Below are 21,351 nucleotides of genomic sequence, written 5' to 3' on the forward strand. Positions count from 1 at the left end.
CCGGCACAAAAAAACCGCCCTTCTCACGAACGGCGGTTTTTTTGTGTTTCGGGAATAACGGAGACTAACGATCAGTCATCAGAAGCCGTATTCAGCTGCTGCAAGACCCAGTCGCGGGCTTCGGAGGTTAACTCCATGGTCACGGGCAACCCCTTGCGGCGGTAGGATTCGTCGTTGACGCTGAGCACGATATCGCCTTCGTAGCCTGCCAGCTGGCTTTGCTTGATCAGGCCAGCCAGATCCGCCGTCAGGTTACCAGCGCCCGGCAAAAAGCGCTGGTGACCGTCGACTTCGATCTTGTCTTCCAGAATGTGCAATGAGCTCATTTTGAAATCGGACACCCGCATCAGGAAGACTTTTTCCGCCGGCACCTGCTGAAACACCTTACTGATGTCCAGCTCGGTCAGGTCCTGAAAACTGTCAACCACAAGGCCCAGGTTAGCGTTACCAGCCTGTTCAATCAGCTTCCAGGCCGACGCCAGATCGTAAGCATGGTCGGACCAGGGTAACGGCCGATAGCCAATGCGAATACCGCGTTTCATCGCCAGTGTGGCAACGGCACGCAGCTGGTCTACCAGATCAGAGATATGGCTGGTTTTGTTGAACGCCGACGGATTCACAATCAGCAGCTTGCAGCCCAGTCGGGCCATCAGGTCGAGGTTGGTTTTGGCCAGTTCCATCCGGTAGCCAAACACATGGCCAACATGACCGGTAAAATCACGCAGTTCCTTGAACGCTGACACGCGCAAACCGCTTTCTTCGATCGCCCGAACACCATCACGAATACTGGTACTGCTTTTGGCCAGGTCGTGGGCATCCAGCTCAATGCCCTTGAATCCCGCCGTCTGAATCGCCTGCAAACGTTCGGCGAACTCGCCTGGCAGTCCACCAAGCCCCAATACCACCGATCCTGTCACTACGCTTGCTCCCAATACCATTCCAGTGCGCTTTGCTGGCTTTGCAGCATTACCTTGCCACTGTCGTCTTGCTGTACAGACTCAGGCAGGCCTTCGCCGCTGAAGCGAATAGCACATACGTGCTCAGCGCCAATGTTGTCATCGGCAGCCAGCGTGTCGGCAGAGATATCAATTGTCCAGCCCTGAGCTGCACACAGCAGGCTGCCGTCCGGCTGTTTGCTGAAACCAAACAACTGCTGGAAGAAGTCTTCCCACTCTTGCTGACGCCCTTCCACCACTTTCAGGGTCAGACCAGTTACGGCTCCCAGATAGTTGGCGGGCAGCGCATGTTGTGGCAATGGCTGGAAATCAACGTCGTAAATGGTTGGACGGTTGGGCACCCGGTCAATCAGAAAGATCTGTGAACCACCAATGCCTTCAATCGCAGGAATGTTCAGCTCCATTACCCCAGCGGAAGTTTCCGACGGCCAGGCGCCTTTGGTTTGCAGGGTCTGAAACGCTTGCTGCGCATTGTCGACCAGAATACCCAGCGCACATACCGTCACGCCGTATTGGCGAGCCAGTTGATTGGGTGTGCCAGACGGCGATTCGTTAACAATAAGATTGATGTCGCCCTGGCGGTACAGCACCACAGGCTTGTGACGGTGACGAGCAATGGCAGCAAAGCCAAGGCGGGTGAGATCGGCTTCCAGAGCCTGAATGTCCGGCGCAGACAGTTCGATAAATTCAAGCCCGAGGGCCTGTACCTGAGTTGACTGCTGATCGTTAATCACAGATCCGGTTCTCCATAATGGCGACGACTGGGTTGAGTGTAATCCATTGCAGGCGGTGGCCCAACCTGCTTCAAATATTGCAGGCCTTTTAACGCGCCTCACGCGAATATCCAACCAATTTCACGCTTCAATATATAACTATATGATAAACTTATATGTCGATTACTGAATATCATCGAGACGTTCGACCGCATAAGGGCCGGATTGCAAATGACTGATTAAATAATCAACACACACCTTCATGCGGGCGGAGTTGGATGAACGCATGGGCGTGACCGCCCAAATGTCGGCGGGCTGACTGTATTGTGGTAACACCCGAATCAGTTTGCCTTCACGGATCAGGTCCACCACATCCCATTCTGCCAACAAGATAATGCCGTGGCCGGCTACCGCCCAGTTCTTGGCAATGTCGCTGTGATGAGAACGCAACTGACGGCCATCCACCCGCACGGTTTCCATGCCGTTGGGGCCCATCATGCGCCACGAGCCATTGCCAATGTCGCCGTGCTTATAAAGCAGGCAGTCGTGCTGGGCCAAATCCCAAATGGTTTGCGGCTCGCCCTTACGCTCCAGATAGTCCGGAGCCGCTGCCAGCACCCGGCTCGACTTCTGAACCAGCTGAGAAACGACGTGGGGCTCGCCAACGCTGCCGTTACGGATATCAATATCAATGCCTTCTTCCAGCAGGTCCAAGCGCCGGTCCACCAGCTCCAGCCAGACATCCAGACCCGGGTATTCCTTCACCAGATTAGAAAGAATCGGGCCGACGTGATAACGCCCCAGTCGCAAACTGGTAGCAATCCGCAGTGATCCGGTCGGCTGTTCCTGACTGCTGGCCACTTCTTTTTCCAACGCATCCGCCGATTCCAGAATTTGCTGGGCCCAGCGATGAGCCACCCCACCTTCACGGGTAATCTGGATGGAACGCGTGGTGCGGTTGAACAAACGTGTGCCCAGCTTGGTTTCAAGATCGGCAATGCGCTTGCTGATGTACGCTGCCGAGTAACCAAGTTCCGCTGCTGCCTTGGAAAAGCTGCCTGTACGGACCACACAGCAGAACACCGTGAGGTCCATGAGTTCCCATCGATTCTTCATGATTAGTTAAAAATAATTCAAATATACGCTTAATTATCATCAATTAATTATTGGCTAGTATCAACCGACTCGAATCCTGAACGAAATAAATACAAGCACACTCAGGTATGAAAAGCGTAGCCATTGCCGTATTTGCTGACGATCAGCGCATACATACACAGATAGAGCGCATCCGCCGCAGTGACCAGTGTCACCTTGCCGCGATTGTCGATCCGACCGCTCAGCACGCCGAACTGGCTGATGAACACCAGTGCCACTGGTTCGCCGATGTTGCCGCGCTGATTCGCTCTGACGATGACAGGGCATCGTGCAAGGCATTGTGGATCTGTCCGTCAGCCGCTATTACCGCGGCCGAGGTGACACAAGCTGCCACCATGGCGATGCTGGCAGGTATTCCGGTGCTGATCGACAGTGATGCCATCGCCTCACTCGATATGGCCCGTGAACTCGGCTATGCCGCCACAGTGACTCGTTCCTTGCATTCTCAAGCCTCGCTGCCCGGCAGCCTCTGCTGCATCAGCCAAAGCGCTCCGTTCAATCCACTGGTCGAACGTTTGAAGCGCGGTCTTTGCGGGCACACCAGCATTGAAGGAAACCTCGCGTTTCCAACACCACAGTCTTTATTCAGCCGCATCAACCTTGGCCTTCACAGCGCCGATGTTCAGCCACTGCTGCACATGGTGGCGGTGGTCAGACAGCTGGCCGGTCCAATTGCTGAAATCCGCACCGAGCATATGCAGCCGCTGAATATCCATCCACAGTCCGCGGCCGCCAGCGGCCAACTCCGCTTGGCCTTTGCTGCCGGCAACGATGCCAGCCTGACGCTGACCAGTCATGAAACCGATGCCCTGGCGTCCGAGAGCGTGGCCATCAATCAGATCAGCGTCACGACCCAATTGCCGAACCAGCCAGCCACTCGCACCAGCGTGGCGCTGTCGATGAACCTGCCAATGAGCACTGCCGACAGTGAGTTGCGCTATTTTTGTCAGCAAGTGTCCCGTACGGATGGTGAAAACCACTGTCCTCTGGTAAACGATGCGGCCGAATTTATTACGAATCTGGAGATCGTCCAGGCGATTTTCCGATCCGCAATCAGCGGAAAAACCCAGCAGGTATTACCTGCAATTCACGAAAAGCCGGAAATAACTGGTACTCTTTAAAACGACAATAACAATCGGAGCACGATATGAAAAAGTTCCTGGCCAGCACGCTGGCAGTTCTGTCCCTGGCCTCAACCACTGCAATGGCTGCGGACTACCCAAGCAAAGACATTCAGGGTGTTATCCAATGGGGTGCCGGTGGCTCTACCGATACCGTTATGCGCTCGGTAAGCCCGCTTGCTGAAAAGGTGTTGGGTGAAGACATCGTTCTAACCAACAAGACCGGTGGCGTTGGCGCAATTGCGACCAAGTACGTCTACTCCCGCAAGGCCGATGGCTACACCCTGCTGATGGGTGCGGAAAACCCACAGATGTACAAGGTGCTGGGTCTGTCTCCTATCGACTACAGCGACATGATTCCAATCAGCATTCTGGCTCGTGGTACGCCGATCTTCGTTGCCAACAACGATGCGCCTTACAACAACATGGCCGAGCTGATCGAATACGCCAAAGCCAACCCGGGCAAGGTAAAATCCGGCTCTACCGGTAAAGGTGGTATGACTTCCATCGTCATGGCCATGCTGCAGTCCCAGGTAAAACTGGACTTCACCATGATTCCTTACGACGGTGACGGCCCGGCTCTGACCGCTCTGCAAGGTGGTGCGGTTGATATCATGCCAGCGGTACTGGGCGCAGCCATTGAGCACATCCGTGCCGGTCGTATGAAGGTGATCGGTCTGGTTGACGTTGCTGCCAACGATCTGCTGCCAGGTGTTACGCCAATCACTGATACCCTGCCAGGCATGAAGAGCTACCTGCCATGGGGCCCATTCTTCGGTGTGTTCGTTAAGAAAGGCACTCCGGAAGCAGCCGTTGCCAAGCTGTCTGAAGCTTTCCACTCCGGTGCTGAGTCTGAAGACTTCAAAGCCCTGATGAAAAAGCGTGGCTTCACCGTGATGGGTACTTCCGGCAAGGAAGCTGTCGACTTCCTCGAAAGCTACCGTTCCGTTTCCTCCTGGCTGGTATATGACGCCGGCTTCGCCAAGCACTCGCCAGAGAAGTTTGGTATCAAACGTCCTGAATAATCCCCGCTGATCATTCGTTAGATGTTGTTAACGCACGAGCCTTGAGTTGCTCAAGGCTCCGTGCATGTCTGTTCATGTATTTGTAGTGAGGGTAAGGCGTGTCTGACCATACAGCCATCCCGAAGAAGCCCGGCGAAACCCTGTTCGGTTTCCTGTTTCTGGGCCTCAGTCTGTTCCTGTTCTGGCAATCGTATGAAATTGCCGGATTCGACGCCCTGAGCTCCCCCGGAGCCTTGCCGTTGGCGGCCTCTGGCCTGATGGTAATCAGCTGCGTGATTGCCCTGATTGATGACTTCAAGCGTCCTGCCGAAGCGGGCCAGATCAAGGCCTTCTTTGAGCACATCCTGCCGCTTTCCGTGGCACTGATGATCGGCATTATTTTCCTCTTTGCCGTATTGCTGGAAGACGTTGGTTTTATCATCACCGCCTTTGTCTTCCTGGTCGGTACCATTCAGCTGTTGCACCGTAAGGGCATTGGCAAGTCGCTGCTGATTGCCGCTGTATCGCTGGTATTTGTGTACCTGATTTTCCGAATTGTGTTTGTTGTGGTGTTGCCGGAAGGGATCATTCCCGAGCGCGAGATCATGGCCGTCATTGAAGCCTGGTTTGAGTGAGTAGCACCATGTTGGAAGCATTATCCTATTTCGCCACCTCGTGGCTTAACCCGGAACTGCTGGCGCTGACGGCGCTGGGTACTTTCCTGGGTATTTATGTTGGTGCCATTCCGGGTCTGTCTGTGACCATGGCGGTATCGATTCTGATTTCCTTCACGTTCTCGTGGGAAGTGAACAACGCCCTGTGTCTGATGGTGGGCATTTACATGGGTGGTGTGTACGGCGGTTCCCGTACGGCCATTCTGCTGAACATTCCGGGCGCACCGTCCGCCATTGCAACAGCACTGGACGGTTACCCGATGGCCCAGAAGGGCGAAGCCGGCCGCGCCATTGGCCTTTCAACCGTGATGTCGGTCATCGGTGGTTTTGTCGGCATTATTGTGCTATCCGTCGCCGCACCAACTGTCAGTGAATTTGCCATCAAGTTCCAGCCACGGGATTACCTGATGCTGGGCCTGATCGGCATTTTGCTGGTGGGTTCACTGTCCGGTGAAAGCCTTTCAAAAGGTATTTTTGCCGGTGCTCTGGGCGTACTGATTGGTACCGTAGGCCTTGACCCGCTGACCGCAGAAGAGCGCTTCACGTTTGGCGTGGTTGAGCTGTGGAACGGCATTAACCCGGTGGCCGTGATGATTGGTATGTTCGGTATTGCCGAAGCCCTGAACCAGCTGCATCACCTCGACAAGACCGCCATCAAGCAGAAAGTCGACAAGATCGTACCGTCGTGGAAGGACATCAAGAAGTACCTGCCACTGTCACTGCAAAGCTCCTCCATTGGTGTGGTTGTTGGCTCCCTGCCAGGCACCGGTGGCGATATCGCCGCTCTGATGGCCTACGATCAGGCCAAACGTTCTACCAAGAATCCGGAAGTGCCGTTTGGTAAAGGCGCCAAGGAAGGTCTGATTGCACCGGAAGCTGCCAACAACGCGGCGGTGGGTGGTGCCTATATCCCGATGCTGACGCTGGGCATTCCGGGCGATGCCGTCACGGCGGTGTTCATTGGTGCGCTGTTTATTCACGGCTTGAACCCGGGTCCAATGCTGCTGACTGAGCAGCCAGATATGTTCTGGTTCACCGTCGGCAACCTGACACTGGCCAACATCTTTGTACTGATCTTTGGCCTGACCGGCATCAAGCTGTTCGCCAAGATCGTTGAGATGCCAAAAGGCATTCTGATCCCGCTGATCTTCCTGCTGTCGATTGTCGGTGCCTACGCCATCAACAACTCGATTGCCGATATCTGGTGGATGCTGGGCTTTGGTGTGCTGGGCTACTTTATGAAGCAGTACGGTTATCAGGTGGGTCCGGTCATTCTGGGCGTAATTCTGAGCCGACTGATTGATGAGAACTGGCGTCGCGCCATCATGTCGGAACGCGAAGACATGGGTTCATTGTTCGTAAACCTGTTTGCCAGTCCACTGTCGATCGTTCTGTTCGTCGCTATCTGCCTGATTTTTATCTCGCAAACGCCGATCTGGACCAAGTGGCTGAAGCCCAAGCTGAGCCGCAGTTGATCCCAGCGGAGCTATCAAGATAGCATCCAAAACAAACAAAAACGCCTCGCATTGCGAGGCGTTTTTGTTTCTGACCATTTTCGTTTCTGACGATGATTCAGACAGTCAGTCTGGCTTAAGCAGCTGCCACCTGACGCTGCATGTGGGCAATGTCCACCAGCAGGTTCATATGACGCACCCGACCCCGTTGAAGGGTCCAGGTAGTCGCAATGGTGATACCCACCAGCTTGTTGTGAGGCTGAAAACCGAAGATCGGCTTTTTGAAAGTGCCGCACAGGGTCATCACGCTGATGGCGCGATCGCCGTCAGACATCAGGTCTTCAATGGTCAGATCGTAATCTGTGATGGCGGATTGAAGGTATTCGATTTCATCCACGAAGGCATCAAAGCCCTGTGACTGCATGGACTGGGAGGCGTGGTAAAGAAAATCCCTGCTTACCATTTGTCGCACCAGATTGAATCGACCCTTTCCCCAGGCATTCTGAATAAACTGCTCGACGAGCACCTTGTTGTCTTCAAACATGTCCATTTCCGTGGGAATGTGAGTTTGTGTATTTATGTAATGACAATCTTAGCAATTGTTTCAGTTTGTCGTGACGAAACCGGGTCATTTTCGTGACCTGGTTCACTTTTTCAGAACATTTGTTTTCTTATTGGATCATATGTAGTTCGTATACGTTCTGGTACCAAACTGCACCAAAGCTAATCTGTGTATTTTTCAGGCAACAAGGACCTTACCCGCATCAGAGCGGCCAGCAAAGGGAATTGGTCAACAACTCATCGGAGATCGTCAAAAATCTCGACCGAACCTCACAATTGAGTGACGTAGCAATGTCGAATTGAAGTGCCATTGAAGTGATATAAGGAAGTGGAATCAGGAAGTGGAATGAGAAAGACGGGACGATCGAGTGGACAAAGATGGCAGCAGAACGGCACCCTGTTAACGGGTGCCGTCAAAACCATCAACTGCTGGAGTTACTCAGGGCTTCGAACTGCTGTTCGATATAGTCCAGCGTGGTGTTCAGGGTTGAGATCAGCGCATCGTTGTAGGAAAACGCCGATTTCAGCAATTCTTCCTGTACGTTCATGCGTTCATCCAACGCGGCTTTCTCTTCTTCAATCTCGGTGGCTCGGTCTTCCAATGAAGACAGCTTGGATTGAATCACGGAGTCACTGCCCGACAACAAGGATTCCAGCAGGTCGGCCATCTGGTCACCAAAGCCCGACACATAGGTCACGCTGCCGCGCTCGCCAACCGAACCGCCCGTCACTTTCAAACGCAGGCCAGAGGCCGCGTCTACATCGCCCTGTGCATCAGCCCCACGTTCACCATCACCGATGCCCTTGATGAAACCAAATACAGCCGACGCTTCGGCACTGATTTCCGTGATTTCGACTTCCGAGTCCTTACCCGAGCTGTTAGAAATGATGCTCAGCTTGTTGTAGGCGAACGAGCTGCTGTCGTCGGTGTAGTCCACAGACACACTGATGTTTTCTTCGGAGAAAGCCGAAGTGCCGTTAATGGCAGTTTCCAACGCCGACGCAAGCGCAGAACCACTGACGTAGGTTGCCGGATAGCTCAGCTGCACTTCCGCCTCTACCCCATCGATGTTGATACTGAACTTGCTGTTGTCGGCGTCCAGCGTAACCGCCGAGGTAAAATCAGCGGCTTCGTTGGCAATGTAATAGCCCGGCGTGGCAGCAGTGTTGCCGTTGGTGGCACGCAAAAACTGACCACTGCCAGAGGCTTCAATACCGTTAATGGTACCTTCCACGTCTTTGCCGGTCGGAATCTCGGCAGAGTACACAGTGACATCCTGCAAACCCAGAAACGCGGTGGCGGAGGCATCGAGATCGGTAAAGCCTATGCTGCGGCTCTGACCTCCGATGGTGATTTCCAACGAGCCCAGATCCGTATCAGCGTCGTACACATAGTTCACTGCGGTGTCGAGGTCGGAACCGTAATGACGGTCACTGTCCGTCAGGCCCAGGCCATCGTAGCCATTAGTGGCGGTTTCGGCCGTCATCGCCAGCGTCGTTGCTGCACTGCCCGTCACGTTGGCCACTTCAATGCTGGCCGAAGCCCCCAGGGTCGCCGCATTACGAATGCCATTCTGGCTGACGGTTTCAAAATACAGTTGGCCAGCGCCATCCACTTTTGCGGCAATATCCCCGGCGGCAAAACTGCCACTGGCCACCAGCGCCTCGTCGAGGGCTTGCTGGATCACAGTCAAGTTGGAGTCGGCGTCATTACTGCCGCTTGCGCCATTGCCATCGACGGTGACATCGATTTCCTGCCCTGCCACCGTCAAGGTGAAGGCCGCGTTGTCACTGCTGAAATCAATGCCGCTGCTGATATCACCAAAGCTGGAGGTGTACGCCCCGCGGCCATCAGTCACCAATTCGATGTATTCTTCATGGCCAGTAGCGTCGGTGGTGAGCTTTAGGCCGGTGCCGTTGAGGCTGGCAGTCACAACACCAGCGCCATAGGCGGCATCCAGTGCGGTTTGAATATCGGCGATGTTGTCACCGCTGGACGAGTTGATAACGATTTCTTGCTCGTTGCCCGACACATTGAGCGTAAAGCCCGCATTGGTGGCACCAAAGTCGATGGTGGTGCTGACATCACGAGAACCGGTATCCACTTCAGCGCCACTGACCAGCCCGGACAAGTTGGCATCGGCACTAATGCTGCTTTGGATGGCACTTTGAACCGCATTGGCCAGGTCGGCCCCGGTGGCATAGGTGCCCGCCGGTACGGTCACCAGTGAATCACCGGTAACGTCGTCGACTTCCACCCGGAACGCCACATCGCTGGCCAGCGTAAAGCCGGCGTCCTTACCGTTACTCTGTGGGCCATCGGTATCACTCAGGCCCAACAGGGTATCGGAGGTACCCGTGCCAACACTGGTGATTTCAATGCTTTTACTGGCGCCTGCGGTGGCGGTGGTAAAGGTCAGGTAACCGTCGTCGCTGAACGATGCCGTTACTTCCCCAGCCAGGGCGGTGGCATCAATCGCGGTCTGAATGGCCTGCAAGGTATCTTCTCGATCGCCAAACACACCATCGCCGTTCAGGTCATTACCGGCTGCGTTCTGGGTAACCGACACCGCCACCGCGGCACCACCGTCGACCGACAGCGAAAAGCTGGCGTTACTGGCAGCAAAATCAATTCCGTCCTCTTCCGCCACGGTGCGGCTGCCAGCCAGTGTACTTGCACCTTTGCCGTTAAAGGCCGCCGCATTCAGGGTAGTCAGCTGAGCACCTTCGTAGGTACCCGAGTCCAGGGTATTGAAACCCAGCGTATTGGCGGTGTTGGTATCGACGCTGGTGAAGTACACCTGCGACGATGAACCATAGGTGTTGGAAGTTATATCAAACGACTGCTTGGTTTCATCGTAGGCCACTGTTACGGAATAGCCGTTGTTGGCAATGCTTTCCGAGCTGTTGATCTGCAACGCCAGTTCACGCGCCAGCGCATCGGCGGAATCGTAGCTGCCCTGGGTTAACGACACGCTGCCGGTTTTGCCATTGACGTTGATGGTGAAATTGTCGTTTTCATCGTCAATCACCACCGGCGAGCTGAAATCCATGCCGCTGACCGAACCGCCCTCGTAGACGGCCTGGGTCGCCAACTGGGTGATCACCACGTCGTAGGTGCCCGGCTGGGTATTGATCGAGTCGTTAACGTAGGTGATCTGGCTGTCGGACGTGACCCCGGATTTGGCCATGATGCCAATCACCGAGCTACGTGCTTCGGTCATGGCGGTCTGGAAGGTCGACTGGTCAAATTCCAGCAGGTAGCCGTTGTCCTGGTCGGACGTCACCCCAAGCTCCGTCAGCGAGCGATAAGAGGTGCCATCGAGGCCGGTGATGGGCTGGCTCAGCAAGGAACGAATTTGCGACTGAATCGTCCGCAAGGTGGAGTCACCCAACAGCACGCCACCGGTTTCACTGGTGGTGTCGTAGGCGGTGACTTCGTCGGTGAAGGTTTTGTATTCGTTGTAGGCGTCAACGAAAGCCTGAATGTTTTCGGCCAGCTGCTCGGTGTCAGCGGCCACGGTAATGGTCACACTGGTGCCCACGTCGGCGCTTTTCAGGTTCAGCGTGACGCCATTGATCACTTCGTTGACGTCGTTGCTGCTACGGGTAATCTCCAGACCATTCACCACCAGCAAGGCATCCGAACCCTGGCTGGTTTGTTCCATGCTGGTGTAGGCCGACTGGTTGGCGTTGTAAGCCAGCGCCGCCAGGCCGTCCGACAAGGCATTGCCATTGGCGTCCTGCGCCTGAATGTTCATGGCGTATTCTTCACCGGTTTCATCCGATGTCACCAACAGACGATAGCCATTACCATCGTTCACAATGCTGGCCGTGACGCCAAAGTCTTCGTTGTTAATGGCGTCGCGAATGCCGCTCAGCGTGTGATTCGACTCATCAATCTCAATGGTCGCACCGGCCTGATCCGGATTGATTTCCTGGCCGATGATATTGCCATCGTTGTCATAAATATTGGTGCCGAAGCTGAATACCAGCTTGCCTGTGCCGATGATTTCGCTGCTGCTGTCGAACGCCGAAGTCGCCAGTGCATGGGCCTTGGCAGTGGCTTGCACTTCTACCGTGTAGGTGCCGGGGTCGGCCGAGCTGGATGTGGTCGCCGTCAGAATGCTTTCGTTGGAAGACGTGGCGGTTGTGGAAGCCGCTTCCGATGGGCTGGCCAGCGCACTGACCGCAGAGTCCATGGTCGACAGCAACGACTGGATTTCGCCAAACGCGGTAATACGGGCCTCGATCAGCTCCTGTTCCGATTCCAACCGGCTGTCGGATGCCTCACGCTCGGCAGCGATGATGCTTTCCATCAATTCGGTGGTCAGAACCCCGGACCCAAGACCCAGCGTTTCTACTGTTGCCATGTTGAACTCCCGGTGCGAAAAACGGCACCCATAAAAAAACCCACACCAGCATTATCGGCCAGTGTGGGTTTCACTTAAGTGTAAAATTGTGTGCTTGTTACACCTGAGCGCTGAACAATAACGATGGTTCCTCGTCATTCAATTTCTGCGCCAGTTCCAGTGCCAGTTCACTGGGCATTTGACGAATCAGCTCTTCTGATTGCTTGTCGTACACCCGAATCACCGTACGGCCACTGGTATCATCCATTCGAAACTCAAGACTGCGTTCGGATTGCTGTACGTATTCGTTAATACGGCTTACAGCTTCCTGAACCTTTTCTGGTTCTACAGCGGCCATTTCATTCCCTTTGGCTTCTGCCTCTGGCGAAACCTTGCCGCTGTCGATTTGAGCAACAGACGATTCCTGGTAAGCACTTTTTGCCTTCATGGACTGGCCACCAACTTGCAGGGTGTTGATGCTCAGTCTTTCAGGACGATCCATACTGATTTCATTCATGGCTCACCTCACAGGTTAAAATTCAAAAGAAGGTGACCTTGCGGTCACCGACCCGAGGATTAACCCAGCAGTGACAGTACGTTCTGGCCAGCGGCGTTTGCCTGTGCCAGCACCGAAATACCCGCCTGCTGCAGCACGGAAGTACGAGACATCTCCGCGGTTTCTGCTGCAAAGTCCGCATCCTGAATACGGGAGTTCGCAGAACTCAGGTTTTCGGATGTGATGGCCAGGTTGCTCACCGTGGATTCCAGACGGTTCTGCACCGCACCGAGGTCAGCCCGCTGGCTGGCCACCTGTTGAATGGCGTTGTCGACGGCGGTAATGGCCATCTGCGCGCCTTCAAAGGTTGTGATGTCGATGTCAGACAGCGCCTGACCGTCTTCACCGCCACCGTAGGTGCCTGCCTTGAAGCCAGTGTCTTCCAGGCCTTTGGAGCCATTGCTGCCGTATTCCACTTCAAAGCCATTAGCGCTTTGCAGAGTCACGGTAGAGTACGTGGTTTTGGCACCGTCAGCGTAGCTGAACTCGTCAACGGTGGTGGCACCCGTATCCTGACCCACACTGTCAGAGCTCAGACCGAAGTTCTCAATCGACGTACCTACGTCAGTGACCGCTTCAGAGGCAGTAGCAGAGTCAGCAAACAGCGAGATATTGCGGCCATCAGAGGCTGTCAGCGTGAGGGTTTCACCGTTATCTTCTGCAACCACCCCGGTTTGACCACTGACCGAGTTAATGGCAGTTATCGCGTTCGCCTTGTTGGTTTCGTAGTCACCGGTTTCAGTCAGGGTAACTTCGACATTGTTGATGGTCAGCGTCATGCTGTCACCAATGGTCACAGCACCCGCTGTGGCACCAAAGGTCAGTGCACCACTGTACTCACCGCCGGATACTTCCGTCGCGTTAACACTGGCCGATACGCCGGTGTCATCCGTCGCTTTATTGATCGCCGCGGCAATGGCAATACCAGAAGCCGAGGAATCTGAAGAGCCAGCCGTGGTATCCGAAGCTGTGTCATCCAGTGAGCTGGATGCCTGGATGGCAACACCATTGAGCACCAGGTCACCATCGTCGAGGGCTTTTTCGGAGGCCGCGGCCGAGGCAACTGCAACACGAATGTCTTCAACGTTGGTACCGGCTACAGTAATATCGCCAAAACCGGCATCAGCCAGTGCAGTGTTGAAATCCGCCGCAGTAGTACCTGCAGCGTTGGCAATGGTGAGGCCATACTCGTCACCGATGGTCGTGATATCAGTAGCGGCAGCAGCAGCGCTACCGACCAGACCGTCATCATTGGCCGCGCCCACGGATTGCTCGGTGGTTGAGGTATAAGCCGTCTGAGCGCTGTAGGTACCCGCCTGCAGACCAGAGTTTTCAATATTGCCGTTGCCGGTATCGTTGCCACCCGTGATCACAATATCGGTGTTGGCATTCTCTGCGGTCAGAGTGAAACCAGCGTAAGAGGTATCGGTATTACCTGCAGCAGTATCGCTATCGGCCAGACCATAAGCACTCAGGTCGTTGGCGGTACTGGTCAGGGTAATGTTACGACCGTCGGACGCCGTCAGCACAACGCCGCCCGCCTCACCGCCGTCAGATGCCGTTACACCGGTCTGTTCAGACTTGGCGTTGATCGCCGCCACCACAGAACCACGAGTACCGGATTTTTCCGCTTCGGTGGAGTTGGCCGTACCTTCCAGGCTGATCTCAACACCGTTGAGGTCAATGGTAATCGCAGCCGCTGCGGTGGTTGCTTCGTCCATGGTGGAACCCAGCATCACGTTTTCGTCAACGGTTGCAGTCACACCGGTTTCAGCAGTAGATGCGTTGATGGCTGCTGCTTTCGAGATACCGCTCATTTCCTTATCGGTGAAAGAGAGGTCATCGTCGTTGGCAATGGAAGCCTGAATGGCAACACCATTGATGTTGAGGTCACCGTTTTCCAGTGCGGAGCCTACACCCTGTGCAGACACACCAGACTGGTCGGAAGAACCCATCTTGTCAGCGGTCAGCTCAGAGATAGACACGTCTACGGTTTGGCCCGCGTTGGCACCCACCTGGAAGGTGGCAGAGAAAGAACCGTCCAGCAGGGTGCTGCCGTTGAAGTCGGTGTCTTCTGCGGTACGGCTGATTTCAGACACCAGCTGGTCAACCTCAGCCTGCAGGGCTTCGCGGTCAACATCAGAGTTGGTGGCGTTGGAAGACTGAACCGCCAGTTCACGAATACGCTGAAGGTTTTCGTTAATGGAGCTCAGAGCACCTTCTGCCGTTTGCACCAGGGAAATACCATCGTTGGCATTTCGGGTAGCAACGGTCAGACCGTTAATTTGGGAAGTGAAGCGAGTAGAAATGGCCAGACCAGCCGCGTCGTCCGCTGCACTGTTAATGCGCAGGCCGGAAGACAAACGCTCCATTGCCGTTTGGTTCGCAGACTGTGAAGTGTTCAGGTTACGCTGAGCATTCAGAGACGCGATGTTGGTATTAATTACTTGTGGCATGGTTAATCTCCTATGAGAATCTGGAGCAACCACCACCTCGGTAATGGGCAGTGCTCCGCCTGACATTGTCATAGGGGTTAACGGCACCCTTTTTGGGGACTTTAGAATTTTTTTGCGATTTATTGGGTCCCGCTGTTTATGACGATTTTCCGCCATCTGCGGTTGGTTTTTGTGCTGTTTTATCGTCGTTTAGCGGGCTCAGGCGCGGTTTTTGTAGCAAATAACCTTGGCCATAGCGCACCCCAAGATCGTAGACACAACGCAATTCGTCACTGGATTCCAAACCTTCTGCAATCACCAGTGAACCCACTTCAGCCGCATAGCCCACCAGCGAACGCACCATCGCCTGTTGCTCGTGGTCCAGATGAATGGACGCGACCAGACTGCGGTCGAGCTTGATCCAGTCGGGTTTCAGAACCAGTACGTGTTTCATTGAAGCGTATCCTGCGCCAGCGTCATCAACAGCAACCCGGGCACCAGCCGCACGCAGCCGATCCAACACAAACACCAGATCGCTGTAGAGCGCCACCGCCTCGCGTTCGGTAATTTCAAGCACCAGGCGATCAAGAGACTGCCGCAACAGAAACTCGCTGCATTCCTTGCTGCACAGCACCGCTGCGGAGAGGTTGATTGACAGCAGTTCGCCCTCTGCCAGCAGCGGCAAACGGGCCAACGCCAGCTTCAGACATTTCAGCTCCAGCGGTACCGCCAGGCCGACTTCAGTAGCGTCGTGAAAGACCGACTCCACATCGTCCAGCCAGCCGTCCCGGGATTCGTCCTCCGAGCCACCTTGTTGCGGACAACGGAAACGCGCCAGCGCCTCCTGGGCATAAGGTTGCATTCGAATCTGATCATCGTCTTGCTGCAACGTGAAAACCGGCTGCAAGGCGATCTCAATCGCCCTCGATTCCATAAACTGCCGTAGCCGTTGAATCATGCTCTGACGCTGGCGAGCGTACAGCACGTCAGCAGAGATAAACCGTCCAACCAGCGCAGCCATCAATTGCATGAATTCAAGATCACGGTGACCTATGTCCAGCACCACATCGCGGCTGAAGCAACAAAAGGTCCCGTAAATACTGCCGTCGTTCAGGACGATGGGAACACTCAGGTGGGTGCCAATAGGCAGTAGCCGAGTCGCCGGAATTTCCAGCGCCAATGGCAGCTGGCAGGCATCAATAATCAGCCCCGGCAGCTCCTTGTTGACGATGCGTTTGCAGTAACTGTCGTCGAGCGGGTCGGAGCCGTCGACCTCAATCGGGCAAAACAATTCGTCGGCATTGATATGACGGAAATACCGGCGACCATTCTGAAACTCGGAAATAAACGCCACTTCCATACTGAAGCTGCGGCGTACAAACCGCAGCAGTGACGACAGTAATGCCTCCCACTCGTGCTGATCGTTGGCTGCTACGCTCAATCGAGCCAACAGCTCCGCACCCTGACCATCTTTGTAAAAAGAGCCAGCTGACATCATGTCAATGAACCTCCTGTTCAAACACCTGCTTTTATTGAACTACCCAAGCCAGGGCTAGTGCTCACTTACGTTCATAATCAATAGACATGGCCGGGTTTTCAATCCAATCAAACTATTGGGCATAATTTGCCCATTCTTTATACTCGTGCGACTGCACACAACTGCAACCGTGATCCATGAATAAAGAAAAACGCATCGCAATTTTCTCGCGCCTGCGCGACGCCAACCCGCACCCGGAGACCGAGCTTGAATACAGCACGCCTTTCGAATTGCTGATCGCCGTACTGCTATCGGCACAGGCTACCGATGTCTCGGTCAACAAAGCCACCCGCAAACTGTATCCCGTCGCCAACACCCCCGAGAGCTTAGTGGCCCTTGGGGAAGAAGGCGTGAAGGAATACATCAAGACCATTGGCTTGTTTAACAGCAAGGCCAAGAACGTCATCAAGCTGTGCGAGATACTGATCCAACAGCACAACAGCGAAGTGCCACAAACCCGCGACGAGCTGGTCGCCCTTCCCGGCGTTGGCCGTAAAACCGCCAACGTGGTGCTGAACACTGCGTTCGGCCAGCCAACGATTGCGGTCGATACACATATCTTTAGAGTGTCGAACAGAACTCGCATTGCACCGGGCAAGGATGTCGATGAAGTAGAACAACGTCTCTTGCGACTGGTGCCAAAAGAATTTCGGCTGGACGCTCACCACTGGCTGATTTTGCACGGCCGCTATACCTGCGTGGCCCGCAAACCCAAGTGTGGCGCTTGCATGATTGAAGATTTATGCGAGTTCAAACAGAAGACGTCGGACTGAGCTGCAACCGCCAGAACCGACCCACCCGCTTGATACAGGATCCCCGAATATGAGAATGCTCCACACCATGCTGCGCGTTGGCGACCTGCAACGCTCCATCGATTTTTACACCAACATCATGGGTATGCAGGTTCTGCGTCAGCACGATAACGAAGAATACCAATACACCCTCGCGTTTGTGGGCTATCAGCCAGAAAGCGAAGGCGCCGTGATTGAGCTGACCTATAACTGGGGCCAGTCCGAATACGACCTTGGCAACGCCTATGGCCACATTGCATTGGAAGTAGACGATGCTGCAGCCGCCTGCGAACGCATTCGTAATGCTGGTGGCAAAGTCAGTCGTGACGCAGGCCCTGTCAAAGGCGGCAGCACCATCATTGCCTTTGTGGAAGACCCGGATGGCTACAAGATTGAGTTGATTGAAAAGAAAGCATCCAGCGCATTCTGAGTTGCGCTGTTGTAACCGGCACTCTGTGTCTGTGCGCTGGTGAAGTAGTAACAGGCCTCAGAACGAGGCCTGCAAACGATATGGCTTATCAGGCTATGTCAGTCAGACTCTGACGAGTGACACAGCTTGTGTGTCAGCGACAGGAACACCCCTAGCGAGCACAGCAGCAAGGCACACGCCCCCAAAATAGCCACCGGGTAAAACAGGTTGCCAGCCAACTCCAGCTGGCTGTACTTGATGATCATGATCAGCGCTTCCAGCACCAACGCAATACAGACCGTGCCGACAAATCGCGAAATGGTACGCCGCAGGCTCACAAAGATATTCTCTCCTCGTTCATCGGCGGTGTACTCCTTGCCAACCCCGATGCCCAACTCATACATGGCCAATGCAATTACCAGATTGTTGATCGATTTGATCACGTGAGTGACCATATCGAGTTCATGCGCGCCCAGGCCAGTGAAGAAATCGTAGAACGCCAGAAACACCAGCAGCAGGGATATCAAATGAAAAATGCCCGAAAACAGCAGCGCCACGCCAATACGGTAGTGCACCAGCGGCGAGCGTTCCTTTGCTTCGTGATCGGAATCAGAACCAGACAAATCGGTTACCTCTCTTGATTCTTGAACAGAAAAGACAGGGAATCCTCAGCCCGCGAGCCGCAGGGTTCCCCAGCCTGTTGGTACTCTATGCGACTGGGACTATCGGCCTGGGTTCCATTTAAGCTGGGGTTATCAGCGGCAACACACGGATTGGGCCTGATTGCCGGAGAAGCAGCCCTGGGTGCGGAACCCTTGTTTGTCGAGGAAATCGGCCAGCAAGCGTAACTGGCACTAAAACAGCTACCTGCTCGCGAGGGCTGAGCCTCGCAAGCAGGTATCAAACACCAGGGATGTGCATACTTCTTCACGGCCATCGGCGCGATTTACAAGGTCTTCAGATACGCCAGAATGTAATCCTGTTCAGCCTGATCCGAGATGGCCACATGGCGCATGCGAGTACCCGGTACCAGCTTGACGTTGTCGGCGATCCACATGCGCAGGTTGTCTTCGTTCCAAACCAGACCCGATGCTTTCATAGCATCCGAGTAGGCAAACCGGGGCACGCTAGCCGCCTTACGCCCGACCACACCAGACAGGCTCGGACCAAAGGTATTACGAGCCGAATCTTCGGAATGGCACGCGTGGCAATTGTGTGCAAACAACACCTTCCCCTGCGCCGACAGCATGGCATCAGCGTGGCTGAAGGTTGCGCCAGCAAACAACGCAGAAGCCGCGATCAGGCTGGTAAACAAGGGCGATAATGCAACAGTAAACATAGCTTTCATGGGAACACTCCTCATCAATGTCGGATCAGATTAATCCGCTTGAAAATCACTTGGTGAACCCAGTCTAAGTCTGCCTTTCAAGGCCGTTCTGCTGTACTTGAGTACTGTTTGAGGGGTGTTTATGAGGCTGGTCAATACTGCTCAACGCAGCCCCGCTTCAGATCAATACCGCTGCCGATTACACTTGTCGGCAGCGCACTTTTAGGCGGTGTATCGGGCCTTGCTTAGGGACGAGCTTCGGTCAGTACTACAAGGACCAGTCAATCGGCTGCTGGCCCTGCTGCTGTAGATACTGATTGATGGTCGAAAACTGTCGTAGACCAAAGAAACCCCGGTGGGCAGACAATGGCGACGGATGCACCGATTTCAGTACCAGATGACGATTCTCATCGATGAAAGCGCCTTTCTTCTGGGCGTAGCTGCCCCACAACACAAACACCAGGCCGCTGCGCTGTTCATTCAATGCCCGAATCGCTGCATCGGTAAACTGCTCCCAGCCCTTTTTCTGGTGCGAGCCGGCCTTGGCCTGTTCAACCGTAAGCGTGGCATTCAACAGCAAAACCCCCTGCTCTGCCCAAGGGGTTAAATCGCCACTGCCGGACATGGCAATGCCCAGGTCGGATTCAATTTCCTTGAAAATATTCACCAGCGACGGCGGTACCCGAACCCCTTGTGGTACAGAAAAGCTCAGCCCCATCGCCTGACCGGGGCCGTGGTATGGGTCCTGACCAATGATCACAACCCGGGTTTGATCAAATGGTGTGTGATTAAACGCATTAAAGATCAAATGACCTGGCGGGAAGATCACCTTCTGTTGGGATTTTTCCTCAGTCAGGAACGCTTTCAGCGCCTGCATGTAGGGTTGTTCCAATTCCTGGCCAATAACCGCTTGCCAGGATGGATGAAGTTCGCCTGCTTTCGACATGCCTGTGTCCGTGCTCGAAGATCAAAAGCCGTTACTATATCAAAACCAGCCGTTGACCTGCTGCCTACCGGCCATAGAATGAGGTTGCAAGGTCCAGCGACAAGGGACACCCAACCACTGCCAGAAAAGGAACAATCGATGATCGCCTGGGGGCTGCTGCTGTTATCCATATTTGCCATTGCGGCATTGTTTGTCGGTTACCCGGCATTTCTTTGGCTGTACCGGAAACAACACCCCGACTCCGCTAATCCGATACCGGCTGCGCTTGACGATGAACAGTTGCCGTCGCTGTCTGTTCTGGTTGCTGTTCGCAATGGAGAACACCTGATCCAACAAAAAATCGACAACGCTCTGGCACTGGATTACCCGTCCGACAAGCTGGACATAGTAGTGGTCTCAGATGGTTCGGACGACCGTACCATGGAGATTATCAATGCTATTGAACATCCAGCCCTGACAGCCATGGCACTGCCCACACACCTTGGCAAGCACGAAGCGCTTAACACCGGCATGCCACACTGCAAGGGCGAGATCGTATTGTTCACCGACGCGGATGCCATGTTGGACCCGGATGCCGCCAGACAGCTGGCCAAGCACTTCAGTGATGCAAAGGTTGGTGGCGTTGGCGGCCAACGATTAATCGGTGAATCCGGTCACGACAGTTCAGCATCAAGTGCTGCAGGGACGGCGCAGCTGCAATCCGCTCAGTCAACCTACATTGATGCTGACAGCAAGTTGAAGATTCTGGAATCCCGATTGGGCAGTGTGACGTCTAACGATGGCAAGATATACGCCATTCGTCGGTCACTGTTTCAAGGGGTTGCGGCTGCGGTTACTGATGACCTTTACACTTGCCTGACGATTTTGGCGCAAGGCTATGTGTTCCGCTTTGAGCCCGCCGCCAAAGCCTGGATCAAAACGCCTTCCCGGGGGTCAGCCCATGAAGTTTCACGCCGCCGCCGAATTGTGAATCGCTCCCTGCGCGGTATATGGCTGAACCGCCGGGTACTCAACCCGGCCAACACCAGCTGGCAAATTGCCGTGGGCTTGTTCATCAACAAGGTGATGCGCCGCATGCTGCCCTGGTTTTTGGTAATTTTGCTACTAAGTAGTCTGGCGTTGATTAGCCAATGTAGCTGGATGTTGCTGTTACTACTGCCCCAGCTAGGCATTTATGGCGCTGCACTGCTGCAGTGGCTGGCGGCCGACCGCTTGCCCTCACTGGGCCCGCTAAACAAGCTCTTGTCAGTCTGTTTCTACTTCGCCGTGGGCAACATCGGTACCGCACTGGGCGGCATCGATTTTCTCAAAGGCCACCAGCCAGTGCGCTGGGACCCCAAGAAGTCCGGTTAATGGCAGC

Annotated in this window: 18 protein-coding genes; 7 read left to right on the plus strand and 11 right to left on the minus strand. The window is 54.6% G+C overall.

The window, feature by feature from the left end; all coding sequences use genetic code 11:
* Window positions 1–71 precede the first annotated feature (71 nt).
* The 3 genes from ACXADJ_RS09475 to ACXADJ_RS09485 all read right to left on the minus strand — a co-directional run bounded on the left by ACXADJ_RS09475 (window position 72) and on the right by ACXADJ_RS09485 (window position 2,764).
* Window positions 72–917, minus strand: a complete 846-nt coding sequence (locus ACXADJ_RS09475) for a sugar phosphate isomerase/epimerase family protein (RefSeq protein WP_475065122.1) — start codon at window positions 915–917, stop codon at window positions 72–74.
* A complete protein-coding gene (locus tag ACXADJ_RS09480) occupies window positions 917–1,690 on the minus strand; it encodes a VOC family protein (RefSeq protein ID WP_475065124.1) in 774 nt (257 codons plus the stop codon). Before ACXADJ_RS09480 ends, ACXADJ_RS09475 begins: the two co-directional genes overlap by 1 nt.
* Window positions 1,691–1,852: 162 nt before the next feature.
* Window positions 1,853–2,764, minus strand: coding sequence for a LysR substrate-binding domain-containing protein (locus ACXADJ_RS09485; RefSeq protein ID WP_211225107.1), 912 nt, complete (start codon window positions 2,762–2,764; stop codon window positions 1,853–1,855).
* A 128-nt stretch (window positions 2,765–2,892) separates the two neighbouring features.
* On the opposite strand from ACXADJ_RS09485, the gene ACXADJ_RS09490 reads away from it, so the two are divergent.
* The 4 genes from ACXADJ_RS09490 (at window position 2,893) to ACXADJ_RS09505 (ending at window position 7,098) form a co-directional block, all read left to right on the plus strand.
* Entirely contained in the window at window positions 2,893–3,945 is a 1,053-nt protein-coding gene (locus ACXADJ_RS09490; RefSeq protein ID WP_475065127.1) for a Gfo/Idh/MocA family oxidoreductase, read from the plus strand.
* Between the two features lie 26 nt (window positions 3,946–3,971).
* Entirely contained in the window at window positions 3,972–4,970 is a 999-nt protein-coding gene (locus tag ACXADJ_RS09495) for a Bug family tripartite tricarboxylate transporter substrate binding protein (protein WP_475065129.1), read from the plus strand.
* Between the two features lie 98 nt (window positions 4,971–5,068).
* The gene (locus tag ACXADJ_RS09500; RefSeq protein WP_028293862.1) at window positions 5,069–5,584 is read left to right on the plus strand and encodes a tripartite tricarboxylate transporter TctB family protein; all 516 of its coding nucleotides are present in this window, start codon (window positions 5,069–5,071) and stop codon (window positions 5,582–5,584) included.
* A gap of 8 nt (window positions 5,585–5,592) precedes the next feature.
* On the plus strand, window positions 5,593–7,098 hold the full coding sequence (locus ACXADJ_RS09505; RefSeq protein ID WP_475065132.1) for a tripartite tricarboxylate transporter permease: 1,506 nt from the start codon (window positions 5,593–5,595) through the stop codon (window positions 7,096–7,098).
* A gap of 115 nt (window positions 7,099–7,213) precedes the next feature.
* On the opposite strand, the gene ACXADJ_RS09510 is transcribed toward ACXADJ_RS09505, so the two are convergent.
* The 5 genes from ACXADJ_RS09510 to ACXADJ_RS09530 form a co-directional block, all read right to left on the minus strand.
* Entirely contained in the window at window positions 7,214–7,621 is a 408-nt protein-coding gene (locus tag ACXADJ_RS09510; RefSeq protein WP_475065134.1) for an ester cyclase, read from the minus strand.
* A 439-nt stretch (window positions 7,622–8,060) separates the two neighbouring features.
* Window positions 8,061–12,011 carry a flagellar filament capping protein FliD gene (fliD, locus tag ACXADJ_RS09515; RefSeq protein WP_475065136.1) on the minus strand — a complete coding sequence of 1,317 codons (3,951 nt, stop codon included), beginning with the start codon at window positions 12,009–12,011 and terminating at the stop codon, window positions 8,061–8,063.
* Window positions 12,012–12,108: 97 nt separating this feature from the next.
* The gene (locus tag ACXADJ_RS09520; protein ID WP_475065138.1) at window positions 12,109–12,507 is read right to left on the minus strand and encodes a flagellar protein FlaG; all 399 of its coding nucleotides are present in this window, start codon (window positions 12,505–12,507) and stop codon (window positions 12,109–12,111) included.
* A gap of 59 nt (window positions 12,508–12,566) precedes the next feature.
* Entirely contained in the window at window positions 12,567–15,002 is a 2,436-nt protein-coding gene (locus tag ACXADJ_RS09525) for a flagellin N-terminal helical domain-containing protein (protein WP_475065140.1), read from the minus strand.
* A 136-nt stretch (window positions 15,003–15,138) separates the two neighbouring features.
* The gene (locus ACXADJ_RS09530) at window positions 15,139–16,479 is read right to left on the minus strand and encodes a sensor domain-containing phosphodiesterase (protein WP_475065142.1); all 1,341 of its coding nucleotides are present in this window, start codon (window positions 16,477–16,479) and stop codon (window positions 15,139–15,141) included.
* Between the two features lie 176 nt (window positions 16,480–16,655).
* Between ACXADJ_RS09530 and nth the strand changes: the two genes are divergently transcribed.
* Complete coding sequence (nth, locus tag ACXADJ_RS09535; RefSeq protein WP_475065144.1) at window positions 16,656–17,291, plus strand: endonuclease III; 636 nt, start codon at window positions 16,656–16,658, stop codon at window positions 17,289–17,291.
* A 49-nt stretch (window positions 17,292–17,340) separates the two neighbouring features.
* Window positions 17,341–17,739, plus strand: coding sequence for a lactoylglutathione lyase (gloA, locus tag ACXADJ_RS09540; RefSeq protein ID WP_028293854.1), 399 nt, complete (start codon window positions 17,341–17,343; stop codon window positions 17,737–17,739).
* A 98-nt stretch (window positions 17,740–17,837) separates the two neighbouring features.
* Here gloA and ACXADJ_RS09545 read toward each other — a convergent pair whose 3' ends face one another.
* The 3 genes from ACXADJ_RS09545 to ung all read right to left on the minus strand — a co-directional run bounded on the left by ACXADJ_RS09545 (window position 17,838) and on the right by ung (window position 19,991).
* A complete protein-coding gene (locus ACXADJ_RS09545; RefSeq protein WP_475065146.1) occupies window positions 17,838–18,341 on the minus strand; it encodes a hypothetical protein in 504 nt (167 codons plus the stop codon).
* A gap of 323 nt (window positions 18,342–18,664) precedes the next feature.
* A complete protein-coding gene (locus tag ACXADJ_RS09550; RefSeq protein ID WP_475065150.1) occupies window positions 18,665–19,066 on the minus strand; it encodes a c-type cytochrome in 402 nt (133 codons plus the stop codon).
* A gap of 247 nt (window positions 19,067–19,313) precedes the next feature.
* Window positions 19,314–19,991, minus strand: a complete 678-nt coding sequence (gene ung / locus ACXADJ_RS09555) for a uracil-DNA glycosylase (RefSeq protein WP_475065152.1) — start codon at window positions 19,989–19,991, stop codon at window positions 19,314–19,316.
* A gap of 138 nt (window positions 19,992–20,129) precedes the next feature.
* Here ung and ACXADJ_RS09560 point away from each other — a divergent pair, with 138 nt between their 5' ends.
* Window positions 20,130–21,344 (plus strand): glycosyltransferase, encoded by a 1,215-nt coding sequence (locus ACXADJ_RS09560; RefSeq protein ID WP_475065155.1) that lies wholly within the window; start codon window positions 20,130–20,132, stop codon window positions 21,342–21,344.
* Window positions 21,345–21,351: the final 7 nt, after the last annotated feature.

The organism is Oceanobacter sp. ABM4_470 (assembly GCF_056158645.1).

Excerpts from the sequence above, each read along its gene's own strand:
- ACXADJ_RS09560 (WP_475065155.1), top strand. The coding sequence starts at position 20,130 with ATGATCGCCTGGGGGCTGCTGCTGTTATCCATATTTGCCATTGCGGCA.
- ACXADJ_RS09490 (WP_475065127.1), top strand. The coding sequence starts at position 2,893 with ATGAAAAGCGTAGCCATTGCCGTATTTGCTGACGATCAGCGCATACAT.
- ACXADJ_RS09510 (WP_475065134.1), bottom strand. The coding sequence starts at position 7,621 with ATGTTTGAAGACAACAAGGTGCTCGTCGAGCAGTTTATTCAGAATGCC.
- fliD (WP_475065136.1), bottom strand. The coding sequence starts at position 12,011 with ATGGCAACAGTAGAAACGCTGGGTCTTGGGTCCGGGGTTCTGACCACC.
- ACXADJ_RS09525 (WP_475065140.1), bottom strand. The coding sequence starts at position 15,002 with ATGCCACAAGTAATTAATACCAACATCGCGTCTCTGAATGCTCAGCGT.
- ACXADJ_RS09550 (WP_475065150.1), bottom strand. The coding sequence starts at position 19,066 with ATGAAAGCTATGTTTACTGTTGCATTATCGCCCTTGTTTACCAGCCTG.
- ACXADJ_RS09495 (WP_475065129.1), top strand. The coding sequence starts at position 3,972 with ATGAAAAAGTTCCTGGCCAGCACGCTGGCAGTTCTGTCCCTGGCCTCA.
- ACXADJ_RS09520 (WP_475065138.1), bottom strand. The coding sequence starts at position 12,507 with ATGAATGAAATCAGTATGGATCGTCCTGAAAGACTGAGCATCAACACC.
- ACXADJ_RS09530 (WP_475065142.1), bottom strand. The coding sequence starts at position 16,479 with ATGATGTCAGCTGGCTCTTTTTACAAAGATGGTCAGGGTGCGGAGCTG.
- gloA (WP_028293854.1), top strand. The coding sequence starts at position 17,341 with ATGAGAATGCTCCACACCATGCTGCGCGTTGGCGACCTGCAACGCTCC.
- nth (WP_475065144.1), top strand. The coding sequence starts at position 16,656 with ATGAATAAAGAAAAACGCATCGCAATTTTCTCGCGCCTGCGCGACGCC.
- ACXADJ_RS09505 (WP_475065132.1), top strand. The coding sequence starts at position 5,593 with ATGTTGGAAGCATTATCCTATTTCGCCACCTCGTGGCTTAACCCGGAA.
- ACXADJ_RS09485 (WP_211225107.1), bottom strand. The coding sequence starts at position 2,764 with ATGGACCTCACGGTGTTCTGCTGTGTGGTCCGTACAGGCAGCTTTTCC.
- ung (WP_475065152.1), bottom strand. The coding sequence starts at position 19,991 with ATGTCGAAAGCAGGCGAACTTCATCCATCCTGGCAAGCGGTTATTGGC.